General features: G+C 61.7%; 19 protein-coding genes. 10 read left to right on the top strand and 9 right to left on the bottom strand.

Going from position 1 to position 21,527, the window contains the following annotated elements:
• Nucleotides 1-45 precede the first annotated feature (45 nt).
• Nucleotides 46-1,275: a Zn-dependent hydrolase gene (locus tag I6E42_RS11545; RefSeq protein WP_235372093.1), complete on the top strand. Its 1,230-nt coding sequence runs from the start codon at nt 46-48 to the stop codon at nt 1,273-1,275.
• Nucleotides 1,276-1,379: 104 nt separating this feature from the next.
• On the opposite strand, the gene I6E42_RS11550 is transcribed toward I6E42_RS11545, so the two are convergent.
• On the bottom strand, nt 1,380-2,750 hold the full coding sequence (locus I6E42_RS11550) for an aldehyde dehydrogenase (protein WP_235372094.1): 1,371 nt from the start codon (nt 2,748-2,750) through the stop codon (nt 1,380-1,382).
• Nucleotides 2,751-3,152: 402 nt separating this feature from the next.
• Between I6E42_RS11550 and I6E42_RS11555 the strand changes: the two genes are divergently transcribed.
• The 8 genes from I6E42_RS11555 to I6E42_RS11590 all read left to right on the top strand — a co-directional run bounded on the left by I6E42_RS11555 (nt 3,153) and on the right by I6E42_RS11590 (nt 12,158).
• Entirely contained in the window at nt 3,153-3,356 is a 204-nt protein-coding gene (locus tag I6E42_RS11555; RefSeq protein ID WP_235372097.1) for a hypothetical protein, read from the top strand.
• Nucleotides 3,357-3,511: 155 nt separating this feature from the next.
• Nucleotides 3,512-5,110 (top strand): ABC-F family ATP-binding cassette domain-containing protein, encoded by a 1,599-nt coding sequence (locus tag I6E42_RS11560; protein WP_235372099.1) that lies wholly within the window; start codon nt 3,512-3,514, stop codon nt 5,108-5,110.
• Between the two features lie 291 nt (nt 5,111-5,401).
• Entirely contained in the window at nt 5,402-7,048 is a 1,647-nt protein-coding gene (locus I6E42_RS11565; RefSeq protein WP_235372178.1) for a Na/Pi cotransporter family protein, read from the top strand.
• 127 nt (nt 7,049-7,175) lie between these two features.
• Complete coding sequence (locus tag I6E42_RS11570; protein ID WP_235372179.1) at nt 7,176-8,195, top strand: alpha-hydroxy-acid oxidizing protein; 1,020 nt, start codon at nt 7,176-7,178, stop codon at nt 8,193-8,195.
• Between the two features lie 427 nt (nt 8,196-8,622).
• Nucleotides 8,623-9,003 carry an aspartate 1-decarboxylase gene (gene panD, locus I6E42_RS11575; RefSeq protein ID WP_268841991.1) on the top strand — a complete coding sequence of 127 codons (381 nt, stop codon included), beginning with the start codon at nt 8,623-8,625 and terminating at the stop codon, nt 9,001-9,003.
• A 56-nt stretch (nt 9,004-9,059) separates the two neighbouring features.
• Complete coding sequence (gene panC / locus I6E42_RS11580; RefSeq protein WP_235372119.1) at nt 9,060-9,899, top strand: pantoate--beta-alanine ligase; 840 nt, start codon at nt 9,060-9,062, stop codon at nt 9,897-9,899.
• A gap of 3 nt (nt 9,900-9,902) precedes the next feature.
• Nucleotides 9,903-10,841, top strand: a complete 939-nt coding sequence (locus I6E42_RS11585) for a bile acid:sodium symporter family protein (protein WP_235372126.1) — start codon at nt 9,903-9,905, stop codon at nt 10,839-10,841.
• Between the two features lie 333 nt (nt 10,842-11,174).
• The gene (locus tag I6E42_RS11590; RefSeq protein WP_235372127.1) at nt 11,175-12,158 is read left to right on the top strand and encodes an LCP family protein; all 984 of its coding nucleotides are present in this window, start codon (nt 11,175-11,177) and stop codon (nt 12,156-12,158) included.
• A 42-nt stretch (nt 12,159-12,200) separates the two neighbouring features.
• On the opposite strand, the gene I6E42_RS11595 is transcribed toward I6E42_RS11590, so the two are convergent.
• The 8 genes from I6E42_RS11595 to I6E42_RS11630 form a co-directional block, all read right to left on the bottom strand.
• Nucleotides 12,201-12,443 carry a hypothetical protein gene (locus tag I6E42_RS11595; protein ID WP_235372134.1) on the bottom strand — a complete coding sequence of 81 codons (243 nt, stop codon included), beginning with the start codon at nt 12,441-12,443 and terminating at the stop codon, nt 12,201-12,203.
• Nucleotides 12,444-12,461: 18 nt separating this feature from the next.
• Complete coding sequence (locus I6E42_RS11600) at nt 12,462-13,340, bottom strand: aldose 1-epimerase family protein (protein ID WP_235372135.1); 879 nt, start codon at nt 13,338-13,340, stop codon at nt 12,462-12,464.
• A complete protein-coding gene (locus tag I6E42_RS11605) occupies nt 13,337-13,822 on the bottom strand; it encodes an NUDIX hydrolase (RefSeq protein WP_235372137.1) in 486 nt (161 codons plus the stop codon). Before I6E42_RS11605 ends, I6E42_RS11600 begins: the two co-directional genes overlap by 4 nt.
• 127 nt (nt 13,823-13,949) lie before the next feature.
• Nucleotides 13,950-15,188: a S1C family serine protease gene (locus I6E42_RS11610; protein ID WP_235372139.1), complete on the bottom strand. Its 1,239-nt coding sequence runs from the start codon at nt 15,186-15,188 to the stop codon at nt 13,950-13,952.
• Between the two features lie 37 nt (nt 15,189-15,225).
• Nucleotides 15,226-16,665 carry an ATP-binding protein gene (locus I6E42_RS11615; protein ID WP_235372142.1) on the bottom strand — a complete coding sequence of 480 codons (1,440 nt, stop codon included), beginning with the start codon at nt 16,663-16,665 and terminating at the stop codon, nt 15,226-15,228.
• A complete protein-coding gene (locus tag I6E42_RS11620) occupies nt 16,662-17,354 on the bottom strand; it encodes a response regulator transcription factor (protein WP_235372144.1) in 693 nt (230 codons plus the stop codon). The genes I6E42_RS11615 and I6E42_RS11620 overlap by 4 nt, the downstream gene beginning before the upstream one ends.
• 165 nt (nt 17,355-17,519) lie before the next feature.
• Nucleotides 17,520-18,689: a cation diffusion facilitator family transporter gene (locus I6E42_RS11625; RefSeq protein WP_235372146.1), complete on the bottom strand. Its 1,170-nt coding sequence runs from the start codon at nt 18,687-18,689 to the stop codon at nt 17,520-17,522.
• A 568-nt stretch (nt 18,690-19,257) separates the two neighbouring features.
• The gene (locus I6E42_RS11630) at nt 19,258-20,139 is read right to left on the bottom strand and encodes a prephenate dehydrogenase (protein WP_235372149.1); all 882 of its coding nucleotides are present in this window, start codon (nt 20,137-20,139) and stop codon (nt 19,258-19,260) included.
• Between the two features lie 274 nt (nt 20,140-20,413).
• Here I6E42_RS11630 and I6E42_RS11635 point away from each other — a divergent pair, with 274 nt between their 5' ends.
• Nucleotides 20,414-21,115, top strand: a complete 702-nt coding sequence (locus I6E42_RS11635) for a FadR/GntR family transcriptional regulator (protein ID WP_235372151.1) — start codon at nt 20,414-20,416, stop codon at nt 21,113-21,115.
• The last annotated feature ends 412 nt before the right edge of the window (nt 21,116-21,527 follow it).

The following is a 21,527-nucleotide window of genomic DNA, read 5'->3' on the forward strand; positions in this document are numbered from 1 at the left end:
GGAAAAAGCAGGTGCTTAGAATGGGAGAAAACAGGGGGGATTCTTATGGACTGGAGCCAGACTGCGGAACATATTGCCCGGCGGCTGACAGAACTGAGCGGCTTTACCGCCACACCGGGAGAGGGCTGCACCAGGCTGCCCTTTACCAGGGAGACCCGCGAGGCGGCGGATTACCTGAAGGCGGAGATGGCCGCCGACGGACTGGAAACCTGGGAGGACGGGGCCGGGAACGTATTTGGACGGCTGCCGGGGCGTGACTCCGCCCTGCCCTGTATCATGTGCGGGTCCCATTATGATTCCGTGGTCTGCGGCGGCAACTATGACGGGATCGCCGGCGTGGTGTGCGCCATGGAGCTGGCCCGGCTGCTGAAGGAGTGCGGGACTTTGGACCGGGACTTTGTGGTCGCCGCCTTTATGGACGAGGAGGGCTGCCGCTTTGGCAGCGGATGCTTCGGGTCCAGAGCCATTATGGGACGGATCACCCCTGAATACTGCCATAGCGTCAGGGATAAACGGGATGGCTCCACCGTGGCCCAGCGCATGAAGGAATACGGACTGGACCCGGAACGGGTGGCAGAGGCGGCCTGGGCTCCGGGCACCATCGGGAATTATCTGGAGCTTCACATCGAGCAGGGACCGGTGTTGGACGCTAAGGGGATCCAGCTGGGACTGGTGGACTGTATTGTGGGCATCCAGCGGTATATGATCACCATTCACGGCCAGAGCAACCATGCGGGCACCACGCCCATGGATATGCGGCTGGACGCCATGGACCGGGCCGCCAGAGTGATCGTCCGGGCCGGGGAGATCGCCCGGACCAAGGGCCGGGGCTGCGTGGCCACGGTGGGCTATGTGGAGGCCTTCCCCGGCTCCTACAACGTGGTCCCCGGAAAAGCGGTGTTTTCCGCGGAGATGCGGGCGACAGAGCAGGAGCTGGTGGACCAGATGGCGGCGGAGATCCGTCAGGCTCTGGAGGAGGAGACCGCGGACGGTCTGACCTTTGAGATGGAGCAGAAGGCCAACACGCCTCCGGTCCATCTGTCCAGAAGAATGACGGAGATCAGCGAGGGGATCTGCCGGGACCGGGGCTTTACTTACCGGATCATGCCCTCCGGAGCGGGACATGACGCCCAAATCATCGGCCAGGGCGTGGAGGCGTCCATGCTCTTTGTGCCGAGCCGCCAGGGGCTGAGCCACTGCCCCCAGGAGCACAGCGAATATACCGACCTGCTCCGGGCGGTCCAGGTGGCTCTGGAACTGATCCGGAAGCTGTGAGACCGTGGCGTAAAGCGGCATCTAAGCTCTGTATATGCCTGTATTTATCGGCTGGGACTGTGAAAACAGCGCCGTCCGTCAGTTTGACGGACGGCGCTGCATGTTTACTTGAGAAAACGGCGGATCCACTTCTCCCGGGGGCCGGTATAGGGGGGGTAGCGGATGGGCAGGTCCAGGCGGGTGGAGGTCTGGAGCACCCCCTTGGTGTGGGAAAAGGTGTCGAAGCTGTATTTACCGTGGTAGTGCCCCAGGCCGCTGTTTCCAACGCCGCCGAAGGGCAGCCGGGGATTGGCCAGGTGGAGGACGGTGTCGTTGACGCAGCCGCCGCCAAAGGGGACATTGCGGAGGAAACGCCGCTGGACGGCCTTGTCCTGGGAGAACAGGTAGAGGGCCAGGGGGCGGGGCCGGTCCAGAATGAAATTTTCCGCCTGGTCCAAATCATCGAACTCCAGCACCGGCAGCAGGGGCCCGAAGATCTCCTCCCCCATCACCGGGTCCTCCGGCGACACCCCGTCCAGAATGGTGGGCTGGATCCGCAAAGTATCCGGGTCGGCCTGCCCGCCGTATACCACCTTGGCCGGGTCGATCAGGGCGCATACCCGGTCAAAGTGTTTCCGGTTGACCATGTGGACATAGCCCTGATTGTCCAGGGGGTCGGCTCCGTACATCCGCTCCGTCCAGTCCCGGAGGCGGTCCAGCAGCTCGTCTTTTACCCGCCGTTCCACCAGCAGGTAGTCGGGAGCCACGCAGGTCTGGCCGCAGTTGAGGAGCTTGCCGAAGACGATGCGTTTGGCGGCCAGATCCAGCCGGGCGGTGGTGTCCACCACGCAGGGGCTTTTGCCGCCCAGCTCCAGGGTGACGGGAGTCAGGTGTTTTGCCGCCTTCTCCATGACCTGACGGCCCACTTCCACCCCGCCGGTAAAGAAGATGTAATCAAATTCCTGGTCCAAAAGGGACTGATTCTCCTGGCGGCCCCCCTCCACCACCGCCACGTATTCCGGGGGGAAGCACCCGGATACCAGCTCCCGGATGGCCTCCGAGGTGGCCGGGGCGTAGGCTGAGGGCTTGACCACGCAGCAATTGCCAGCGGCGATGGCTCCGATCAGGGGATCCAGGGTGAGCAGCAGGGGATAGTTCCAGGGGGACATGATCAGGGTCACGCCGTAAGGCTCCGGGAAGACGGTGCTCCGGGCGGGGAACAGGGCCAGAGGCGTGGCCACCCGCCGTTCCCGGGCCCAACGGGGGAGGTGGCGCTCCGCAAAGGACAGCTCCTCCAGGGTGAGCCCCACCTCGCACAGGTAGCCTTCGGTGTCCGATTTGCCCAGGTCGGCCCGGAGGGCGGCAAGCAGGGTGCTCTCCTGGGCCTGGACCGCCCGTTTCAGATCGGCTAACGCCGTTTTTCGAAATCCCAGCTCCCGGGTAGCTCCGGAGCGGAAGAAAGCGCGCTGGGCGGCCACCAGCTTCTGAATCTCCATGGCCATCCCTCCTGTTTGGAAGTATTTCCTTTAGTATAGCCTGTTTTTCCGAAAAGGAAATGGGGAACCGGGGGAGGAGCAGGCCTTTTCCGAAATCCCGGCAAGAAAGTTGCACAAAAATAGAAATGAAATTCTGGTGGAACCGGGATCGGAAAAGTTCCATGCTTCGGTTTTTATACACCAGCCATAACGAGGGCTTCGAGGCCTGCGATGAGACGGCCAAGAAATGCGGCCCGGGCATCAAGAGGTTTGTAACTCATCAATTGCGCGGGAAACTTGCGCCGGCGGGGGTGAAAAATTGGGGCGGCGGGAAAGAAACCGCTTCCCTGCCGGGATGGAATTTGCTATAATGAACCCGTGAAGTGTGCGGCGCCATGGGCGCCGAAGTGAGGAGGCCTGTTTATGGCATGTAACAACACCCGCCCCTGCCCCTGTACGGTGGATTGTCCCCGGCATGGGATCTGCTGCGCCTGCGTGGCCCATCACCGGGACCATGAGGGGGGGATCCCCGGATGTTTCTTCTCCAAGGAGGGGGAGGCCACCTGGGACCGGAGCCTGGAAAATCTGGCCCGGGACCGGGGGATCCTGCCGTCCGGGGAGAACTGACCCTTTGATGGCGCAAAACGAAGAATTTGGCGGAAAACAGCAACATTTTTCAAAAAAGGAAGGGCTTTTTGGGAAGAAAAGCCCTTCCTTTTTTGTGTAGCCTATGATAAGATGATACGCGAATGATTTTGACCATGTTTTGAAGGAGAAAAATTATGATCACAGTCACCAACCTGAGCCTGAATTACAGCGGCACGCCGCTGTTCTCCCATGTGGACCTGCAGTTCCTGCGTGGCAACTGCTACGGCATCATCGGCGCCAACGGCGCGGGCAAATCCACCTTCCTGAAGATCCTCTCCGGGGAGCTGGATTCCACCTCCGGCGAGGTGTCCATCCTGCCGGGCATCCGCATGTCCGTGCTGAAGCAGGACCAGAACGCCTACGACGCCTACAATGTCATGGATACGGTCATCATGGGCAACCAGCGGCTGTATGACATCGGCAAGGAGAAGGAGGCCCTCTACGCCAAGGAGGAGATGACCGACGAGGACGGCATGCTGGCCTGCCAGCTGGAGGAGGAGTACGCCGAGTTGGGGGGCTGGGAGGCTGAGTCTGACGCCAGCCGCATTCTCCAGGGCCTTGGCATCGGCACCGAGCTGCACTACAACGACATGTCCACCCTGGACGCCCGGCTGAAGGTGAAGGTGCTGCTGGCCCAGGCCCTGTTCGGCAACCCCGACCTGCTGATGATGGACGAGCCCACCAACAACCTGGACATCGACGCCGTCAACTGGCTGGAGGACTTCCTGCTGGACTTTGAGGGCACCGTCATCGTGGTGTCCCATGACCGCCACTTCCTGAACACCGTCTGCACCCACATCGTGGACATCGACTACGGCAAGATCAAGATGTATGTGGGCAACTACGACTTCTGGTATGAGTCCTCCCAGCTGGTGCAGCAGCTCATCAAGAACCAGAACAAGCGCAACGAGGAGAAGATCAAGGAACTCCAGGACTTCATCTCCCGGTTCTCCGCCAACAAGTCCAAGTCCAAGCAGGCCACCGCCCGCCGGAAGCTGCTGGACAAGCTGACGGTGGAGGAAATGCCCGCCTCCTCCCGTCGCTATCCCTGGGTGGGCTTCTCCCCCGACCGGGAGGTGGGCAAGGACATCCTCTTTGTCACCGACGTCAGCAAGACCATCGACGGGGTGAAGGTGCTGGACAAGGTGTCCTTCATCGTGGGCCACGGGGATAAGATCGCCTTTGTGGGCGACAACGAGAACGCCCACACCGCCCTGTTCAAGATCCTGGCCGGGGAGATGGAGCCCGACGAGGGCACAGTGAAGTGGGGCCAGACGGCCACCTTCTCCTACTTCCCCAAGGACAACACCGAGTATTTCAAGGACTGCGACGACAACCTGGTCCAGTGGCTGCGCCAGTTCTCTCCCGACCCCCAGGAGCAGTACCTGCGGGGCTTCCTGGGCCGGATGCTGTTCTCCGGGGACGAGGTGTACAAGCCCGTCAAGGTCCTGTCCGGCGGCGAGAAGGTCCGGTGTATGCTGTCCCGGATGATGCTGTCCGGGGCCAATGTCCTCATGCTGGACCAGCCCACCAACCATCTGGACCTGGAGTCCATCGCCGCGCTGAACAAGGGTCTGGAGGCGGTAAAGTGCAACGTTCTGGTGGCCTCCCACGACCATCAGCTCATCCAGACCGTGTGTAATCGGGTGTTCGACTTTACTACCGACGGCAAGCTCATCGACCGCAAGACCACCTACGACGACTATCTGAACAGCCAGAAAGAGCAAGGCTGACGGCTTTGGGCGGGAAGCGCGGCTTCCCGCCCGTGCTTTTGCGCCGGATGGCATGTTGGAGAAATGTTAAACTTATGTAAAATCTGTTGACGGTTTTCCCGGACACCCATATAATAATCGGGGCACAAATGGAATAAGATAACAGAATAGCGGCCGGCCGTCCTGCTGAGGAGACGGGTCACAAGCGAGAGGCAGGCACGACCTGCGCCCGGGGACGGGCGGGGCTGTGCTTTTTTTCTGGAACGGCGTGAGCTTGTGGCGGGAAGGGCCGCGAGGAAGGAAATGAAACAGATGGGTATGACAGTGATCCTGGGGCTGCTGGGCGGTCTGGCCCTGTTCCTGTACGGGATGCAGATGACCAGCTCCGGCCTGGAGGCCGCGGCAGGCGACAAGATGAAGTCGATCCTGGAGCGGCTGACCGCCAACCGGTTTTTGGGCGTGCTGGTGGGCGCGCTGATCACGGCGGCGGTCCAGTCCTCCTCCGCCACCACCGTCATGGTGGTGGGCTTCGTCAACGCGGGAATGATGACCCTGAACCAGGCGGTCTGGATCATCATGGGCGCCAACATCGGCACCACCATCACCGGCATCCTGGTCTCCCTGGACATGGGAGCCATCGCGCCGCTGTTCGCTTTCGTGGGCGTGGTGCTGGTGATCTTTGTGAAAAGACAGCGGATCCAGCATGTGGGCCAGATCCTGGCCGGCCTGGGCGTGCTCTTTATCGGTATGGAGATGATGAGTACCGCCATGGCCCCCCTGCGGGAATCGGAGGCCTTTATCCGGCTGGTGTCCAATTTCTCCAATCCCGTGGTGGGCATCCTGGTGGGCGCGGCCTTTACCGCCATCATCCAATCCTCCGCCGCGGCCGTGGGCATCGTGCAGACCCTGTTCAACGCGGGGATCATCCCCTTTGCCAGCGCCTCCTTTGTCCTGTTCGGCACCAATATCGGCACCTGTATCACCGCGGTGCTGGCCTCCGTGGGTACCAACCGCAATGCCCGCCGGGCCACCCTGATCCACCTGATGTTCAACCTCATCGGTACGGTGGTTTTCACCCTGCTGGTGCTGATGCTGCCCATCACCCACTGGATCCAGCTTCTGGTCAGCGCGCCCAAGGCCCAGATCGCCGCCATGCACACCTCCTTTAATATCGGCACCACCCTGCTGCTGCTGCCCCTGGGCAACTACCTGGCCAAGCTGGCGGTGCGCATCCTGCCCGACCTGCCTCAGGCGGAGAAGGATGAGTCTGTGATGTGCCTGGAATACCTCAAGCCGGTCTCCACCACCGGAAAAGAGGGCGGCCTGGGCGTGTCCGCCATCGTAGTCGACCAACTGCGCCATGAGCTGAACCGGATGCTGTCCATGGCCCGGGACAACGTGGCGGAGAGCTTCCGGGCGGTCCTGGCCCGGGATGCCAGCCAACTGGACGTGGTGGAGGAGCGGGAGGAGTATATCGACTTTTTGAACAAGGAGATCTCCCGCTACGTCTCCCACCTGATCTCCATCGAGACCAACGAACAGGGCTCCGTCGTGGTCAGCAGCTTTTTCACCATTTCGGGAAACATCGAGCGTATCGGCGACCACGCCGACAACCTGGCCGGCTACACCCGGCTGTTGGTGGATAAGAACGTCAGCTTCTCCGAGACTGCCCAGAACGAGATCGGCGCCATGCGGGACATCTGTCTGGAGGCCATCGCCGCCCTGCTGCACCACCAGGCCGGCCAGCCCGAATGGCTGGTGGACGTGGCCCAGTTGGAGCAGCGCATCGACGACATGACCGACCAGTTCCGCCGGGGCCAGCTGGACCGGATGCGCATGGGCACCTGCAACGAGGAGGCCTGCATCATCTACTCCGAGCTGCTCACCGACTTCGAGCGTATCGGCGACCATGTGCTGAACATCGCCGAGGAGCTGACCAAGGTCCAGACCTGCCTGTAAGTTCATAGAAATCACGGCGCGCCGTCCCTGAGACGGCGCGCTTTTTGTCGCATGGACGGCCGGTATCCCCTTGACGGACGGGGGAGGTGCGGGTATGATGAGAAGAGAATGTAAGGAGGGGAACGCCATGACTTATCAAGAGATCCTTCAGGAGGCCCGCACCTGCAGCGGCCCTTATTGTAAAGTGTGCCCGGTATGCAACGGCCGGGCCTGCAAGAACACCATGCCCGGCCCGGGCTCCAAGGGCAGCGGCACCGTGGCCGCCCGGAACTACGACGCCTGGCAGGAGGTCTGCCTGAACATGGACACCATCTGCGAAAACGGCCCGGTGGACACCAGCTTCATCCTGTTCGGCCAGCAGTATGACCTGCCCATCTTCGCCGGGCCCGTGGGGGCGGTGAAGCTCCACTACGGGGACAAGTTTACCGACCAGGAATATAACAGTATCCTGGTCCCCGCCTGTGCCCAGGCGGGTATCGCCGCCTTTACCGGCGACGGTACCGACCCCGGGGTGTTCACCGCCGCCGCCAAGGCCATCGGAGAGAATGGGGGCAAGGGCATCCCCACCGTCAAGCCCTGGGACCGGGACACCCTGTTTGCCAAGCTGGACGCCGCCAAGGCCTCGGGCGCCAAGGTCTTCGCCATGGACATCGACGCGGCCGGCCTGCCCTTCCTCAAGGGCCTCAATCCTCCCGCCGGCTCCAAGACGGTGGCCGAACTGAAGGAGATCATCGACTACGCCGGGGTGCCCTTTATCATCAAGGGCATCATGACCGTCAAGGGGGCCGAGAAGGCCCTGGAGGCCGGAGCCGCCGGCATCGTGGTGTCCAACCACGGGGGCCGGGTCCAGGACGGTGTGCCCGCCACCGCCGCTGTGCTGCCCGCCATCGCCGACGAGGTGAAGGGAAAGATGACCATTCTGGTGGACGGCGGCATCCGCTCCGGCGTGGATGTGTGCAAGGCCCTGGCGCTGGGCGCCGACGCCTGTATCCTGGCCCGGCCCTATGTCACCGCCGTCTACGGCGGCGGCGCCGAGGGGGTAAAGGTGCTCACCAATAAGCTGAAAGCCGAGCTGGCCGACACCATGGCCATGTGCGGGGTCCACTCCCTGGCTGAAATCAGCCGGGACATGGTGTTCGGATATTAAAACGTACAGATGCGCAGAGACAGCCGCCCTCCGGGCGGCTGTCTTTTTTGAAAACTCCTTCTGTCCGGAAGGACCTTCCGGCGGCGATCCACGGGGGAAACAGGGGAAAGCGGGGCAATGGATGAAAAACCCGCGGTTGCACTTTTGGGAGAAATCTGGTAAACTATGGAACGGAGATAGTATTTGCTCAAAACTATACTCTGACTGATCGGCGCGTTATTTCATACAACTGAATAGGGGCCGGCGGATGTACCAACCCAGGGACGTCCGGCGGCGGATTTGTGTTTTGACAAGGGCTTATATTCGGAAGAAATGAGACTCTGTGAAGAAACATCAGGTGAAACTGTGCATCTTCAGGGGGATTCTGTGCCCGGAAGGTGCTTTTATTTTTGTAAAAAGGAGGTGAAGGACCAAAGTGACATTGGAAATGCTGAAAGGAAAGATCCACAGGGCCACCGTGACCCAGGCGGAGTTGGACTACGTGGGCAGCATCACGGTGGACGAGGCGCTGCTGGAAGCGGCGGGCATCCTGGAGTATGAAAAGGTTCAGATCGTGGACATTAACAACGGGAACCGCTTTGAGACCTATACCATCTGCGGCCAGCGGGGCAGCGGCATGATCTGCCTCAACGGCGCCGCGGCCAGATGCGTCAGCGTGGGCGACAAGGTGATCATCATGGCCTACGCCGGGTATGAGGCCGGGGAGGCCCGGGACCACAGACCCTCCGTCGTCTTTGTGGACGAAAACAACCGGATCCTCCGGAAGACCAGCTATGAAAAGCACGGCCGGCTGGAGGACATGAAATAACCAACCGTCAGGGCGAGACTATCTTCCAATTTTCATCACGAAGAGAGGAAACAAAAATGCAGGTAACAACCACCGTCGCGGAGACGAGAGCTCTGGTAAAAAGCTGGAAAAAAGAGGGGAAGACCGTGGGTCTGGTCCCCACCATGGGATATTTGCATGAGGGGCACGCCAGCCTGATCCGGAAATGCCGGGAGGAGAACAACATCGTGGTGGTGTCCGTGTTCGTCAACCCCACCCAGTTCGGTCCCAACGAGGACCTGGAGGCCTATCCCCGGGACTTTCAGCGGGACAGCGCCCTTTGCGAGTCCCTGGGGGCGGACCTGATCTTCCATCCGGAACCGGAGGAGATGTACCAGGACCCCTGCGCCTATGTCAGCATCGAGACCCTTTCTGAAAATCTCTGCGGCAGGACCCGGCCCATCCATTTCCGGGGCGTGTGTACCGTGGTCTCCAAGCTGTTCCACATTGTCGCCCCCGACAAGGCCTACTTCGGCCAGAAGGACGCCCAGCAGCTGGCCATCATCCGGAAGATGGTCCGGGACCTGAACTTCGACATTGAGATCGTGGGCTGTCCCATCATCCGGGAGGAGGACGGCCTGGCCAAGTCCTCCCGAAACACCTACCTGAATCCCCAGGAGCGCCAGGCGGCCCTGTGCCTCTCCCGGGCGGTGAAGCGGGGCCAGGAACTCATCGCCCCCGGCATGGACAGCGAAGCGGTGCTGTCGGAGATGAGAAAGATCATCGAGGCGGAGCCTCTGGCAAAGATCGACTACGTCTCCATGGTGGACGCCCTGACCATGAAGGATGTGGAGAAGGTGGACCGGGACGTACTGGTGGCCATGGCGGTGTACATCGGCAAGACCCGGCTCATCGACAACTTCAGCTATGAGGTGTGACCGGTGAAAACGTTGGAAAAGCTCGTCACGGCTCTGACCCGCTACATCGGCGTGGTCATCATCCTGTTTTCCGCGGCGGCCATGGCCGTTCCCTCTGTCTTTGCCTGGGCCACCCAATACACCTCCTGGTTTTTGGGTGCCGCCATGTTCGGCATGGGCCTGACCATCAAAGCCGGGGACTTCAAGGTGGTGTTCACCCGGCCCAAGGAGATCATCATCGGCTGCGTTGCCCAGTACAGCATCATGCCCCTGGCGGCGTGGGTGCTGTCGGTGCTGCTGGGCCTCCCCACGGACCTGGCCGTGGGCGTGATTCTGGTGGGCTGCTGCCCCGGCGGCACCGCCAGCAACGTCATCACCTACATCGCCGGAGGAGACGTGTCCCTGTCCGTGGGCATGACCATCGTCTCCACCCTTTTGGCGCCCATCATGACGCCCGTCCTGACCTATCTGCTGGCGGGAGCCTGGGTGGACGTCTCCCTGATGGCCATGGTCATCTCTGTGACGAAAGTGATCCTGGTGCCGGTGATCCTGGGCATCGTGATCCACGGACTGCTGGGCAGCGCCATGGAGAAGATCTCCTCCCTGGTGCCCCTGATCTCCGTGGTGGCCATCGTCATGATCATCGCGGGCATCGTGGCCAACAACGTGGAGAAGATCTTCACCTGCGGCCTGTTGGTCCTGGGCGTGGTGGTGCTGCACAACCTGCTGGGCATGGGCCTGGGGCTGCTGGCTTCCAAGCTGTTCCAGGTGGAATATGACAAGGCCACGGCCATCGCCATCGAGGTGGGCATGCAGAACAGCGGTCTGGCGGTGTCCCTGGCGGCGGCCAACTTCGCGGCCAATCCCCTGGCCACCCTGCCGGGAGCCATTTTCAGCGTCTGGCACAATATTTCCGGTTCCGTTTTTGCCAGTGTCAGAAGGGCACAGGCAGGGAAGAAATAAATCCTTCCCGCGCCGGGAAGGAAAAGAGCAGGAGGCTCCGGGACCGGTCCCGGAGCCTCCTGGCCGGTTACAGGAAAGAGGGCGTCCGGCCCCGGATTTCTTAAATTTTCATGAACTGGGGCCTCTCCCCCTTGCCGAAGCCTGTCGAACCCGGTATACTAAGGGGTGATCAGCAGTTGGGAGGGGAGCGTCCTGGAAGAGAAATATGTAAACGTGTCCCGCGGCGGCAGGCGTACCGCCCCGGGAAAAAGGATGCGGCCCGAACCGGAGCATCAGCCACGGCGCAAATCCTTTGGGAAAAGAGTGTTCTGGGGCCTTTATAAGGTCGTTTTTGTGATCTCCCTGCTGATCGTGGCCGGTTATGTGGGCTGGAGCGCCTGGGTACAGCCGCCGGAGCAGGCCCCCGGGACGGTGACTCCGCCCAGCCAGGGCGGGAGCACCCAGCCGTCCGGGAATATGGGGACGGCCGATCCCAGCGACGTTTCCCAACAGGAGCAGCCCCTGGTCCGCCGGGAGATGGTGTATAACATCCTCCTGACCGCCACCGACAAGGAGGGGGTGCGCACCGACACCATGATGGTGCTGAGCTATGACATCCCCAACCAGAAGGTGGGGGTGGTGTCCGTGCCCCGGGACACCCTCACGGACCGGGCCAGCGGGAAAAATCCCAAGCTGGTCTACGGCAGCGGCGGCGTGGAGCAACGGGTGGCCGACATCTCCGATATGCTGGGCATCCCCATCGACTACTATGTGAAGGTGAACATCAAGGGCTTTATTGCCCTGGTGGACTATCTGGATGGCGTGGACTTTTATATCCCCTGCGACATGGACTACGACGATCCCTATCAGGACCTGTCCATCCACTTTACAGAGGGCATGCGGCATCTGAACGGCCAGGAGGCCATGGAGGTGGCCCGGTTCCGGAAGAACAACGACCTGTCGGGTTACTCCGACGTGGGCCGGACCCAGACCCAGCAGAAGCTGCTGGTGGCTCTGGCCAAGAAGGTGCTGTCCTGGAACAGCCTCACCAAGGTCAACGGCTTTGTGGAGATCTTCAACAAGTATGTAAGCACCGACCTGGAGCTGAACGACATGCTCTATTTCGCCTCCCAGGCCATCAATGTGGACATCTCCAGCGGGGTGGAGACCGCCACCCTGGAGGGCCGGGGGGACGGGATCTACCGGGGGAACACCTACTGCTATGAGCTGGACGCCGAAAAGACAGTGGAGGCGGTGAACCGCCTCATCAACCCCTACGACCGGGACCTGACTCTGGAGGACATGAACCTGGTCCGGGCGGAGCGCTATATGAGTTAAATACATGACCCCCTCCGGCAAAGCCGGAGGGGGTCATTACATTTACGGTTCCATGCCCAGGGTCTGAATGAGCAGGTTGCGCAGGGAGATGGCGCTCTGCCGGTTCATGACGATGGAGGCGATTTGGTCGGCGGCGGGGGTGGAGATGTTCTCCAGGCCCTTGGGGGTGATGGTGACCGCGGTCTCCATATATTTGTAGGCGATGTCCAGGGTGACCTCCAGGACCTCGCCCTCCTTGTCAGACACCTTGCGGATGCCGAAGGTGTTGGCGTACTGGGGCTTCATGGCGTATCCTCCTTCTGTTCAGCAGAACGTGGTGGTATAGGACAGGACCTCGGCCTGTCCGGGGGCCAGGCGGCGGATGCCCTGCTTGTCCGCCAGTTCCCGGCCTACGAAGACGGCGTCGGGGAGGGTGGACCAGGGCTCGATGCAGACATAGTTGGTGTCGAAGGGCTTTGCCGGAGTCCAGACGCCCAGGTAGGGGAAGTCGGCAAAGTCCAGGGTCACCCGGGGACGGCCCGCCCTGTCCGCCAGGACAGCCCGCCGCTGGGGCAGCTGGTCCAGAATGACGGTGTCCAGCCCGAAGACGGAGGGCTTCAGGGGCAGACGGCCCCCCTCCAGGGGGATGGCGGCACCCTTGGGGGTGGTCATGCAGGCCTCGTCCATGCCGTAGGGGGTGATGGCCTCCAGACCGGGGAGGAGGATGGCGTAGTCATCCATGGATTCGCCGGGCTCCAGGGGAGCGCGGAAGCCGTCGTGGGCTCCCAGCTCAAAGAGCATCTCCTCTTGGCCGGGATTTTCCACCCGGCAGGCCTTGGTCAGGCGGTTTTCCTCCAGGGTATAGGTGACGGTGAGAAGGAAGGGGAAGGGGAAGACGGCCAGCGTCTCCGGGCTGTGGGACAGGCGGAAGACGGCGCGGGTACCGCTCTGCTCCACCACGTCGAAGCGGCTGTCCCGGGCGAAGCCATGGCTGGAGATGGAGTAGGATTTGCCCCGGTGGATGTACTGTCCGTCCCGGAGCCGCCCGATGACGGGGAAAAGAAGGGGGGCGTGGCGGCCCCAGATGGCGGGGTCGGCCTGCCAGATGTACTCGGTGCCTTGGGCGTTCTGTACCGAGCACAGCTGGGCGCCCAGATCGTCGATCTCCACGGTCAGGAGGGCGTTTCGCAGGGTCACAGTCATAGTTCCGGCGCTCCTTTCAAATGCCGGCCGTCCAGAACGGCCTCGGCCAAAGTTTCGTCCTCATAGCGCAGCTTCAGGGAGAAGAAGGGGGTGTCCTCCCGGGCGATCAGGTCCAGGAAGATGGCGTCCCCCTCCCAGTGGGGCAGCTCCAGCAGCTTGTGCCGGGGCACCCACTCCAGCACCCCCTCGTCGCAGTCCTTCAGGGTGCCGGTCCAGCCGTCGGCGGTAAACAGGTGCATATATTCCGTGGGCCAGCGGTCAGAAACAAAGGTGACCAGGCCCCGGTAGCGCCAGTCTGTCAGGGTGAGGCCCGTTTCCTCCCGGGCCTCCCGGAGCAGGCAGTCCTCCGGGCTCTCCTTGTCCTCAAATTTTCCGCCGATCCCGATCCATTTGTCGTGGTTCAGGTCGTTTTCTTTTTTGATCCGGTGGAGCATCAGGTACTCATCTCCCCGCCGGATGTAGCACAGGGTCGTGTTGATCAAGGGCGCTCCCTCCTTGCCGGGACAGTATTTCTGAAAAATCCCGTTCAGACAGTTTGATTATAGCACGGCGGACAGGGAGGGGCAAATAAAATATGGACGCTTCGAAAAGCGTCCATATCAAAAACGGTCAGCCGATCAATTCCGAATCCACCAGGGCCACTTCCACCGCATAGGACACGCCGTCCCGCAGGTAGGTGAGCTCCACCGTGTCCCCGGGGCCCAGGGACAGCTTTATCCGGGCCAGGTCCTGGGTGCCGGTGACGGGCTGGCCGTTGACGGCGGTAATGATGTCCCCCGCCTGGAGCCCTTTGGCATAGGCGTCGCTGTTGGGGTCCACGCTCTGGAGCTCCAGACCGCCGGACACCGGCCGGGTCAGGACGGTGAAGCCGAAAACGCCGGTGCGGACCTGTCGGCCGTCGATGAGGGTGTCGGCCACATACTTCACCCGCCGGGAGGGAATGGCAAAGCCCAAGGCCTCGGCGGAGCCGTCGTCGGTGACGATTTTGATGGTGGTGATGCCCACCACCTGGCCGTATTGGTTGATGAGGGCACCGCCGGAGTTGCCGAAGTTGATGGCGGCGCTGGTCTGGATCAGGGTCATGGTGACGCCGTCCACCTCCACCTCCCGGTCCAGGGCGGAGACGATGCCGTCGGTGATGGTGGAGCGGTAGCCTAGGGGGTCGCCGATGGCGGCCACCGGATCGCCGCAGCGCAGGGCGGAGGAATCGCCGAACTCGGCGGGAATGAGGCCCTCCGCCTCCACCTTTAATACCGCCAGGTCCTCGTCGGCGTCAAAGCCCACCAGGCTGGCCTCCAGTACGTCGTTGTCGTAGAAGACCACCTGGACATACTCGGCCCCCGCCACCACGTGGGCGTTGGTGATGATATAGCCGTCTTCGGTGAGGATGACGCCGGTGCCGGTGCTGAATTCGTGCCGGCTCTCCGACTCGATGGAGACGATGGAGAAGGCGTTCTTCTCATAGATCTGGGTACAGGTCAGGGATTCGCCGGAGGCGGGCGTCAAGTCCAGGGTGACGCCGGTCCCTGTTTCCGCCCGGGGAATGGAGGGGGGATCGGTGCTGTACTCCTGCTCTTGATAGCGGTCGTCCTCCCCATGAGGGGGTGGGAAAAACTCCGCCTGGGAGAAAAAGCGGCTGCCGAAGGCCACGGCGATCCCGGTCAGGACCAGGATCAGGACCACCAGCAGGGCAATTCCGCCGCCCCGCCGCCGCCGGCGGGGACGGAGCACAGGCCGGCGGGGCTCCATGGCGTGGGCAGGGATGCGCACCGCCGGAGGCGTTGGAAAATGGGGAGAGGGCTGCTCCCAGGGGCCGCCCTGCCAGAGGTCGTCACTTCGATTGTCCAAGGAAACACCCCGCTTCTTGGAATTTGGAATAGGGAACTCACGCCAGGGTCATGGTGAAGGTAAACTGGGTCACACCGTCCTCACTGGTGACGGTGATGTCCTCTTTCAGATTATTCAGAATGGTCTTGACGATATACAGGCCCAGACCCACGCCCTCCCGGTCCATGGAGCGGGAGTAGTCCGCCTTATGGAAGCGCTCAAAGAGGAGGGGCAGCTCCTCCGGAGGGACGGTGGCCCCCAGGTTGCGGATGGTGGTGTAGGCCTTGCCGTCCTTTTTGGTGATCTGGACGGTGATGGTGGTGCCCGAGGCGGCGAACTTGGCGGCGTTGTCCACCAGGTTGTAGCACACCTGGGTGATGGAGTCGGGATCGCCCCAGACCATCAGCTTGTCCTCCGGCATCTGCACGTCCACGTCCAGGTTCCGGCCGGTGATCTTGCCCTCCAGGCTGATGAGGACCTGGGACATCACCTCGGTGAGGTCAAACTGCTCCTGGGCGGTGAGGGTATTCTCCGACAGGGCGTTGAGCCGGCTCAGGTCCAGCATCCGGCGCACCAGGCGGGACAGCCGCCGTGTCTCGGATACGATGATCTGGAGGGACTCCTTCTCCCGCTCCGGCGGGATGGTGCCGTCCAAAATGCCCTCGGCGAAGCCCGCGATGGTGGTCATGGGGGTCTTCAGCTCGTGGGAGACGTTGGCGATGAACTCCGACCGCTGGCTCTCCACCTTCTCCAGGGAGTTGGCCATGGCGTTGAAGGCGTCGGCCAGCTCGCTGATCTCGTCACAGCGGCTCTCGTAGCCCGTGACCCGTACGTCAAACTCCCCACGGCCGAACTTCCGGGCGGCCTCGGCCATCTCTTTCAGGGGCCGGACCTGATAGGCGGAGGTGAGGGAGCTGGCCACAACGGCGATGAGCAGCACCACCACCGCGGAGAAGAAAAAGATCGTGGCGGTGGCCGACCAGATCTCAGACACGCTGGAGGCGTCGGCGGAGACCAGCACCATCCCCTGGACCACGGAGATGCCGCCCAGCTTGACGGTGACGGGGAGGCCCGCCACATACCGGCGCTCGGGATAAATGCCGTCCAGATTGCTCATGCCGGCGAAGGAGCCCTGGTTCAAAACGGATTGGACCACGCTGTCCGGAATACGTTCGTTGTCGTTGTAGGAGGAAAAGCGGGTGCCGTCGGTGGCGTAGATGACCTGCCCGTCCGGGTTGGAGACGATCACGTGGGAATCGGTGAGCAGCGCGATGGAGGAGACATAGTTTTTGTACAGCTCACTGTGAATATCCATATACTGCTGGTAGTAGGCGGAGGTAAAGGCGGCGATATAGTTGGCGTTGCGGCCCAGGCCATCCCGCTTTTCAGAGATGATATAGCGGTAGGACAGCAGCATAAAGGCGGCGGACAGCAGAGAGAAGGACAGCACCATAATGCCCACCATCATGGTGAGCTGCCGGCGGTAGAGGGATTTCACGCCGCCCCACCTACCTCAAATTTATAGCCCACGCCCCACACGGTCTTGAGCCTCCACTGGTCGCTGACGTTTTCCAGCTTCTCCCGCAGCCGCTTGATGTGGACGTCCACGGTGCGGCTGTCGCCGAAGTAGTCGAAGCCCCAGACCTCGTCCAGCAGCTGGTTCCGGGTAAAGACCCGGTTGGGAGCGGAAGCCAGGTGGTAAAGCAATTCCAGCTCCTTGGGGGGCGTGTCCACCCGCTGGCCGTTGACCAGAAGCTCGTAGGAGTCCAGATTGATGACCAGCTTGTCAAAGGTCAGCTTCTTCTCGCCGGGCTCCTCCTCCTCGCCGCTGCGGCGGAGGACGGCGTGGATGCGGGCCAGTACCTCTTTCATCTCAAAGGGTTTGACGATGTAATCATCGGCCCCCGACTCCAAACCGGAGACCTTGTCCTCCGTCTCGCCCTTGGCGGTGAGCATGATGACGGGGGTCTTCCCGGCTTCCCGGATCTTTTTCAGGACGGCCCAGCCGTCCATGACAGGCAGCATAATGTCCAGCAGCACCAGGTCGGGCTGGAAGGAGCGGAAAAACTCCACGCCTTTGCCGCCGTCCTTGGCCACCTGGGTCTCGAACCCCTCTTTCTCCAGATAGAGGTGGAGCAGCTCGGCAATATTGCCGTCATCCTCTACGATCAATACCTTTTTGGGCATATGAGGCACCCCTTTTCTTTGAATTTCGCCGGTTCAGCAATCAAAATCCGCGGGGAGCGGAAAGCTGGCCCCGTAGTTTCTTCCTCAGAGAGTATTATAACTCCAATCAGGCCGCTTGGGTGAATAATTTGTAAATTAGGGCGGAAAGGGAGCCCTTCCGGGCGGTCAGCCCCGGACGTCCACATAGGAGTGGTCCACCTGGATCACGGGGAAATAGCGGTCGGACAGGCCCTTAATCCCGGCGGTCAGCTCAGAGCGCACCTGGTCGTCGGTGAGGCGGAAGCCGTAGGGCACCACCACGTCGAAAATCAGATTGGTGTGGATGGGGCCGGCGGTGATGCGGAAGTCGTGGATGGTGAGGGCGGGGTCCATTCCCTTGGCGATGTCGGTCACCTGCTGCCGGAGTCCGGCGGTCCGCTCGTCACATACCACCGGGTCCATGTGGATGGTGGTCTCGATGTGGTGTTTGGCCTTCAGCTCCCGCTCGATGTGGTCGATGAGGTCGTGGATCTCCAGCAGGTCGCCGTCGGCGGGGACCTCGGCGTGGAAGGACATCATGGCCCGCCCCGGACCGTAGTCGTGGTAGACCAGGTCGTGAATGCCCAGGATCTTGTCGTGGCCCAGCACCAGCTTGTCAATGTCGGCGGCCAGCTCCGGGTCCATGGGGCGGCCCAGCAGGGGGTCCAGCGTCTCCCGGGCGGCCTCCCAACCGGTTTTCAGGATGAGCAGGGAGACGGCCAGACCGGCCAGACCGTCGATGGGGAAGGATACGAACCGGCCCAGCAGGGCGGAGGCCAGGACCACCGAGGTGGAGGCCACGTCGGACAGGGAGTCGGCGGCGGTAGCCTCCATGGCGGCGGAGCCGATGGCACGGCCCAGGGCGCGGTTGAAGAAGAACATCCACAGCTTGACGGCGATAGCCGCGGCCAGGATGACCAGGGACAGGGGAGTGGCCTCGACGGGCGAGGGGTGGAGCAGGGCGTCCAGGGAGGAGCGGCCCACCTCGAAGCCCATGAGCAGAATGGCCAGGGCCACGATCAACCCGGTGACGTACTCCACCCGGCCGTGGCCGAAGGGGTGGTCGGCGTCGGCCTCCTGTCCCGCCAGACGGAAGCCAATCAGGGTGACAACGGAGGTGGCGGCGTCGGACAGGTTGTTGACGGCGTCGGCCACCATGGCCACGGAGGAGGTGATGAGGCCGGCCAGCAGCTTGCCCAGAAACAGCAGTATGTTCAGAAAGATCCCGATGCCACCGGACATGGTGCCGCAGCGGCGGCGGGTCTTGGGGTCGTGCTTATCACCGCCGCGCAGGCAGAAGTTTACAAAGAATCCCATGATGTACAGATACTCCTTAGAGCGGACCGAAATCCCGCGTTTGGTAATATTTTATTATCTCACAGCGGGAGCTGTCCTGTCAAGACAAGGCGGCTCCGGTCCCTTTCAGATGGGCGCGCCGCAAAAGACGCGGCTGGATGGGGCGGGACCGGCGCCGTGTTTTTGACGGGAGGGGGAATTTGGCGTGTGCGCCACAAAAAGGAATGATACGGGGAAAAATCCCGGCATTGTTTACAAAATGTTCATACCATTGTCACGATTTTGCCTTAATTCTCCGTTACGATAGTACCGTACCAAACGTACCAATTATCTCCCATTTCTCCCTCTCCTTTTACAACACACACAGGCGGAAGGCCCTGGCCGTATGGCCGGGGCCTTCTGTCGTCCGGAGGGGGAAAACAGCCGGATGTTTACAAAAAGTTCATGTCCGCGTCATGGATTTGACGCAATTATATTGTAGCATATTCCCGTAGCCAGAAGACATCATAATTCACCTCTTTTCTCCCTCTCCTTTACAACACACACAGCAAAAGGCCCTGACAGCTGTCAGGGCCTTTTGCTGTGTGTTTTATTTTGTTCCGTTGCGGCCCACGGCGCCGCTTTCCTGCTCCAGCTGGTTCATCTTCCGCTTCCGGGCGGCGGAGACGGACAGCCGCTGGGCGAGGGCCTCCGTGTCCCCGGCCTGGATGGCAAGACGGTAGTCCCGGATGTTGCCCTCCAGCTGTTCCAGAGCGGTACACAGGGCGCAGGCGTTCATGGAGAACAGCTGGGTCCAGAGGGGGACGTCCAGCGCGGCCACCCGGGTGCAGCCCCGGAAGGAGTCGCCCTCGAAGCCCTGGTAGCGGAACAGGCTCTCGTCATCACAGACGGCCACGGCGATAATGTGCATCATCTGGCTGGTGTAAGCGATGATGGCGTCGTGCTCCTCGGGCGTGGTCTTGACCACGTCGGCGCAGCCCGCCTGCTTGGCCACCCGCTCCATCAGGGCGATATGCTCGGGACGGGACTGCTGGTTAGGCGTGAGAATGTAGTGGGCGTTGAGGAACATGTTATCCAGGGAGTTCTGGATGCCGGAGGTCTCCCGGCCCGCCATGGGGTGCCCGCCCACGAAGGAGACGTTGCCGGGCAGGGCCGTGGCCGCCTCCAGGACGGCCCCCTTGATGCCGCACACATCGGTGACCATGGCGCCCGCCTTGAAGTGATCTTTATGTTCCGTCAGGAAATCCACGATGCCCTTGGGGTGGAGACAGAGAAATACCAGGTCCCCCTGGGCCAGGGCCTTGACCGGGTCGGTCTCCGCCTGGTCGATGATGTTGTTTTCCAGGGCGAAGCGCAGCGTGGGCTGGCTCACGTCCAGGCCGATGATGTCAAAATCCTCAAAGCCCCGCAGGGCCCGGGCCATGGAGCCGCCGATCAGGCCAAGCCCCACAATTACAATATGTCTGCTCATAGTAACCCCCATGCGCCTCCGGGCGCGGTAAAATGGTAAGCTCCCCGGTGGAAGCCAGAAACACTTTAACACAGTTAACTATTAAAGTCAAGGGAGGCGGAAAACTTTTCCGGGACCTGCCGCATCCGCTTCCCGGCAGTTCGGCCGGCGGGCAATCCATGCCAGGGACAGGGGGAAAAGGACGGGAAAGTGTTTTCATTTCCTGCCATTTGGCTTGACGGGCCAAAAAAAAGAAAGTACAATGGGATTCACTATGAGGACAGGAGGCGGGACTATGGAGCCGATCAAGCGGGTCCCAATCGTCCAGCAGGTGGAAGAACAGATCCGGCAGCTGATCGAAAGCGGACAATGCGGGCCGGGTGAAAAGCTCCCCGCCGAGATGGACCTGTGCCAGCGCCTGGGTGTGGGCCGGGGCACCATTCGGGAGGCCTTTCGCCTGCTCCAGGCCCGGGGCTATGTGGAAATCAAGCCCGGCCGGGGGGCCTTTGTGGCCGAGCGGCAGCCCGGTGAGGACGTGGGCGCGGTGGAGTGGCTGCTGAAGAACGAGGTGCAGCTCCGGGAAGGGATCGAGATCCGGCGCGCCCTGGAGCCCATGGCCGCCCGCCGTATGGCGGAGCGGGGGAGCGACCGGGACATCGGAGCCCTGACAGAACTCCACGGCCATTTCATGGACGCCCTTCAGGCGCAGGATACCGCCCGGATCGCCCAGCTGGACGAGTCCTTCCACAGCGCCATTGTGGAGGGCAGCGGCAACCATCTGCTCATCGCCATCAACCAGCAGATCAACCAGGGGATGAAGACCTTCCGCTCCAAGACCTTTCAGGTCCCTCAGAACGTTCGGAACGCCGTGACCCCCCACACCCGGATCATGGAGGCCATCCAGGCCAGGGACGGAGACAGGGCGGAAAACGCCATGCGGGCCCACTTGGACAAGGTCCAGGAGGACCTGGAGGAGAACATCACAAACCCCGCCTGAACCTGCTTTTGCACTACTGTGTCAAAGCCCGGCGCCTGAAACAGACGCCGGGCTTTTTGCTGCCCCGGAAAGGAAAGAGAGGGGGCAAAATGGGGCGGAGGAGCCACATGAGGAAAAATTTATGGAATCTTGACGGACTTTCAGGGAGGAGACGGGAAACCGGCTGTCAAATAGACCAAAAACGGAGAGTGTTTTTCGCTGTTTTTACAAATTGACTTTACCCTGAAATTTGATACAATAATGTCAGATGTCATACAATTCTGAACGCTCAGAGGCGTATGACACACAGAGGTGAGCGGTCCCCGCTCAATAAAGGAAAATAGGAGGATTTGCAATGAAAAAGCTGATTTCCGCCCTGTTGGCCGGCGCCATGGTCCTGTCCCTGGCCGCCTGCGGCAGCAAGCCCGCCCCC

Source organism: Pseudoflavonifractor phocaeensis (assembly GCF_021531815.1).
In the GTDB taxonomy this organism is placed as follows: Bacteria; Bacillota; Clostridia; order Oscillospirales; family Oscillospiraceae; genus Lawsonibacter; species Lawsonibacter phocaeensis_A.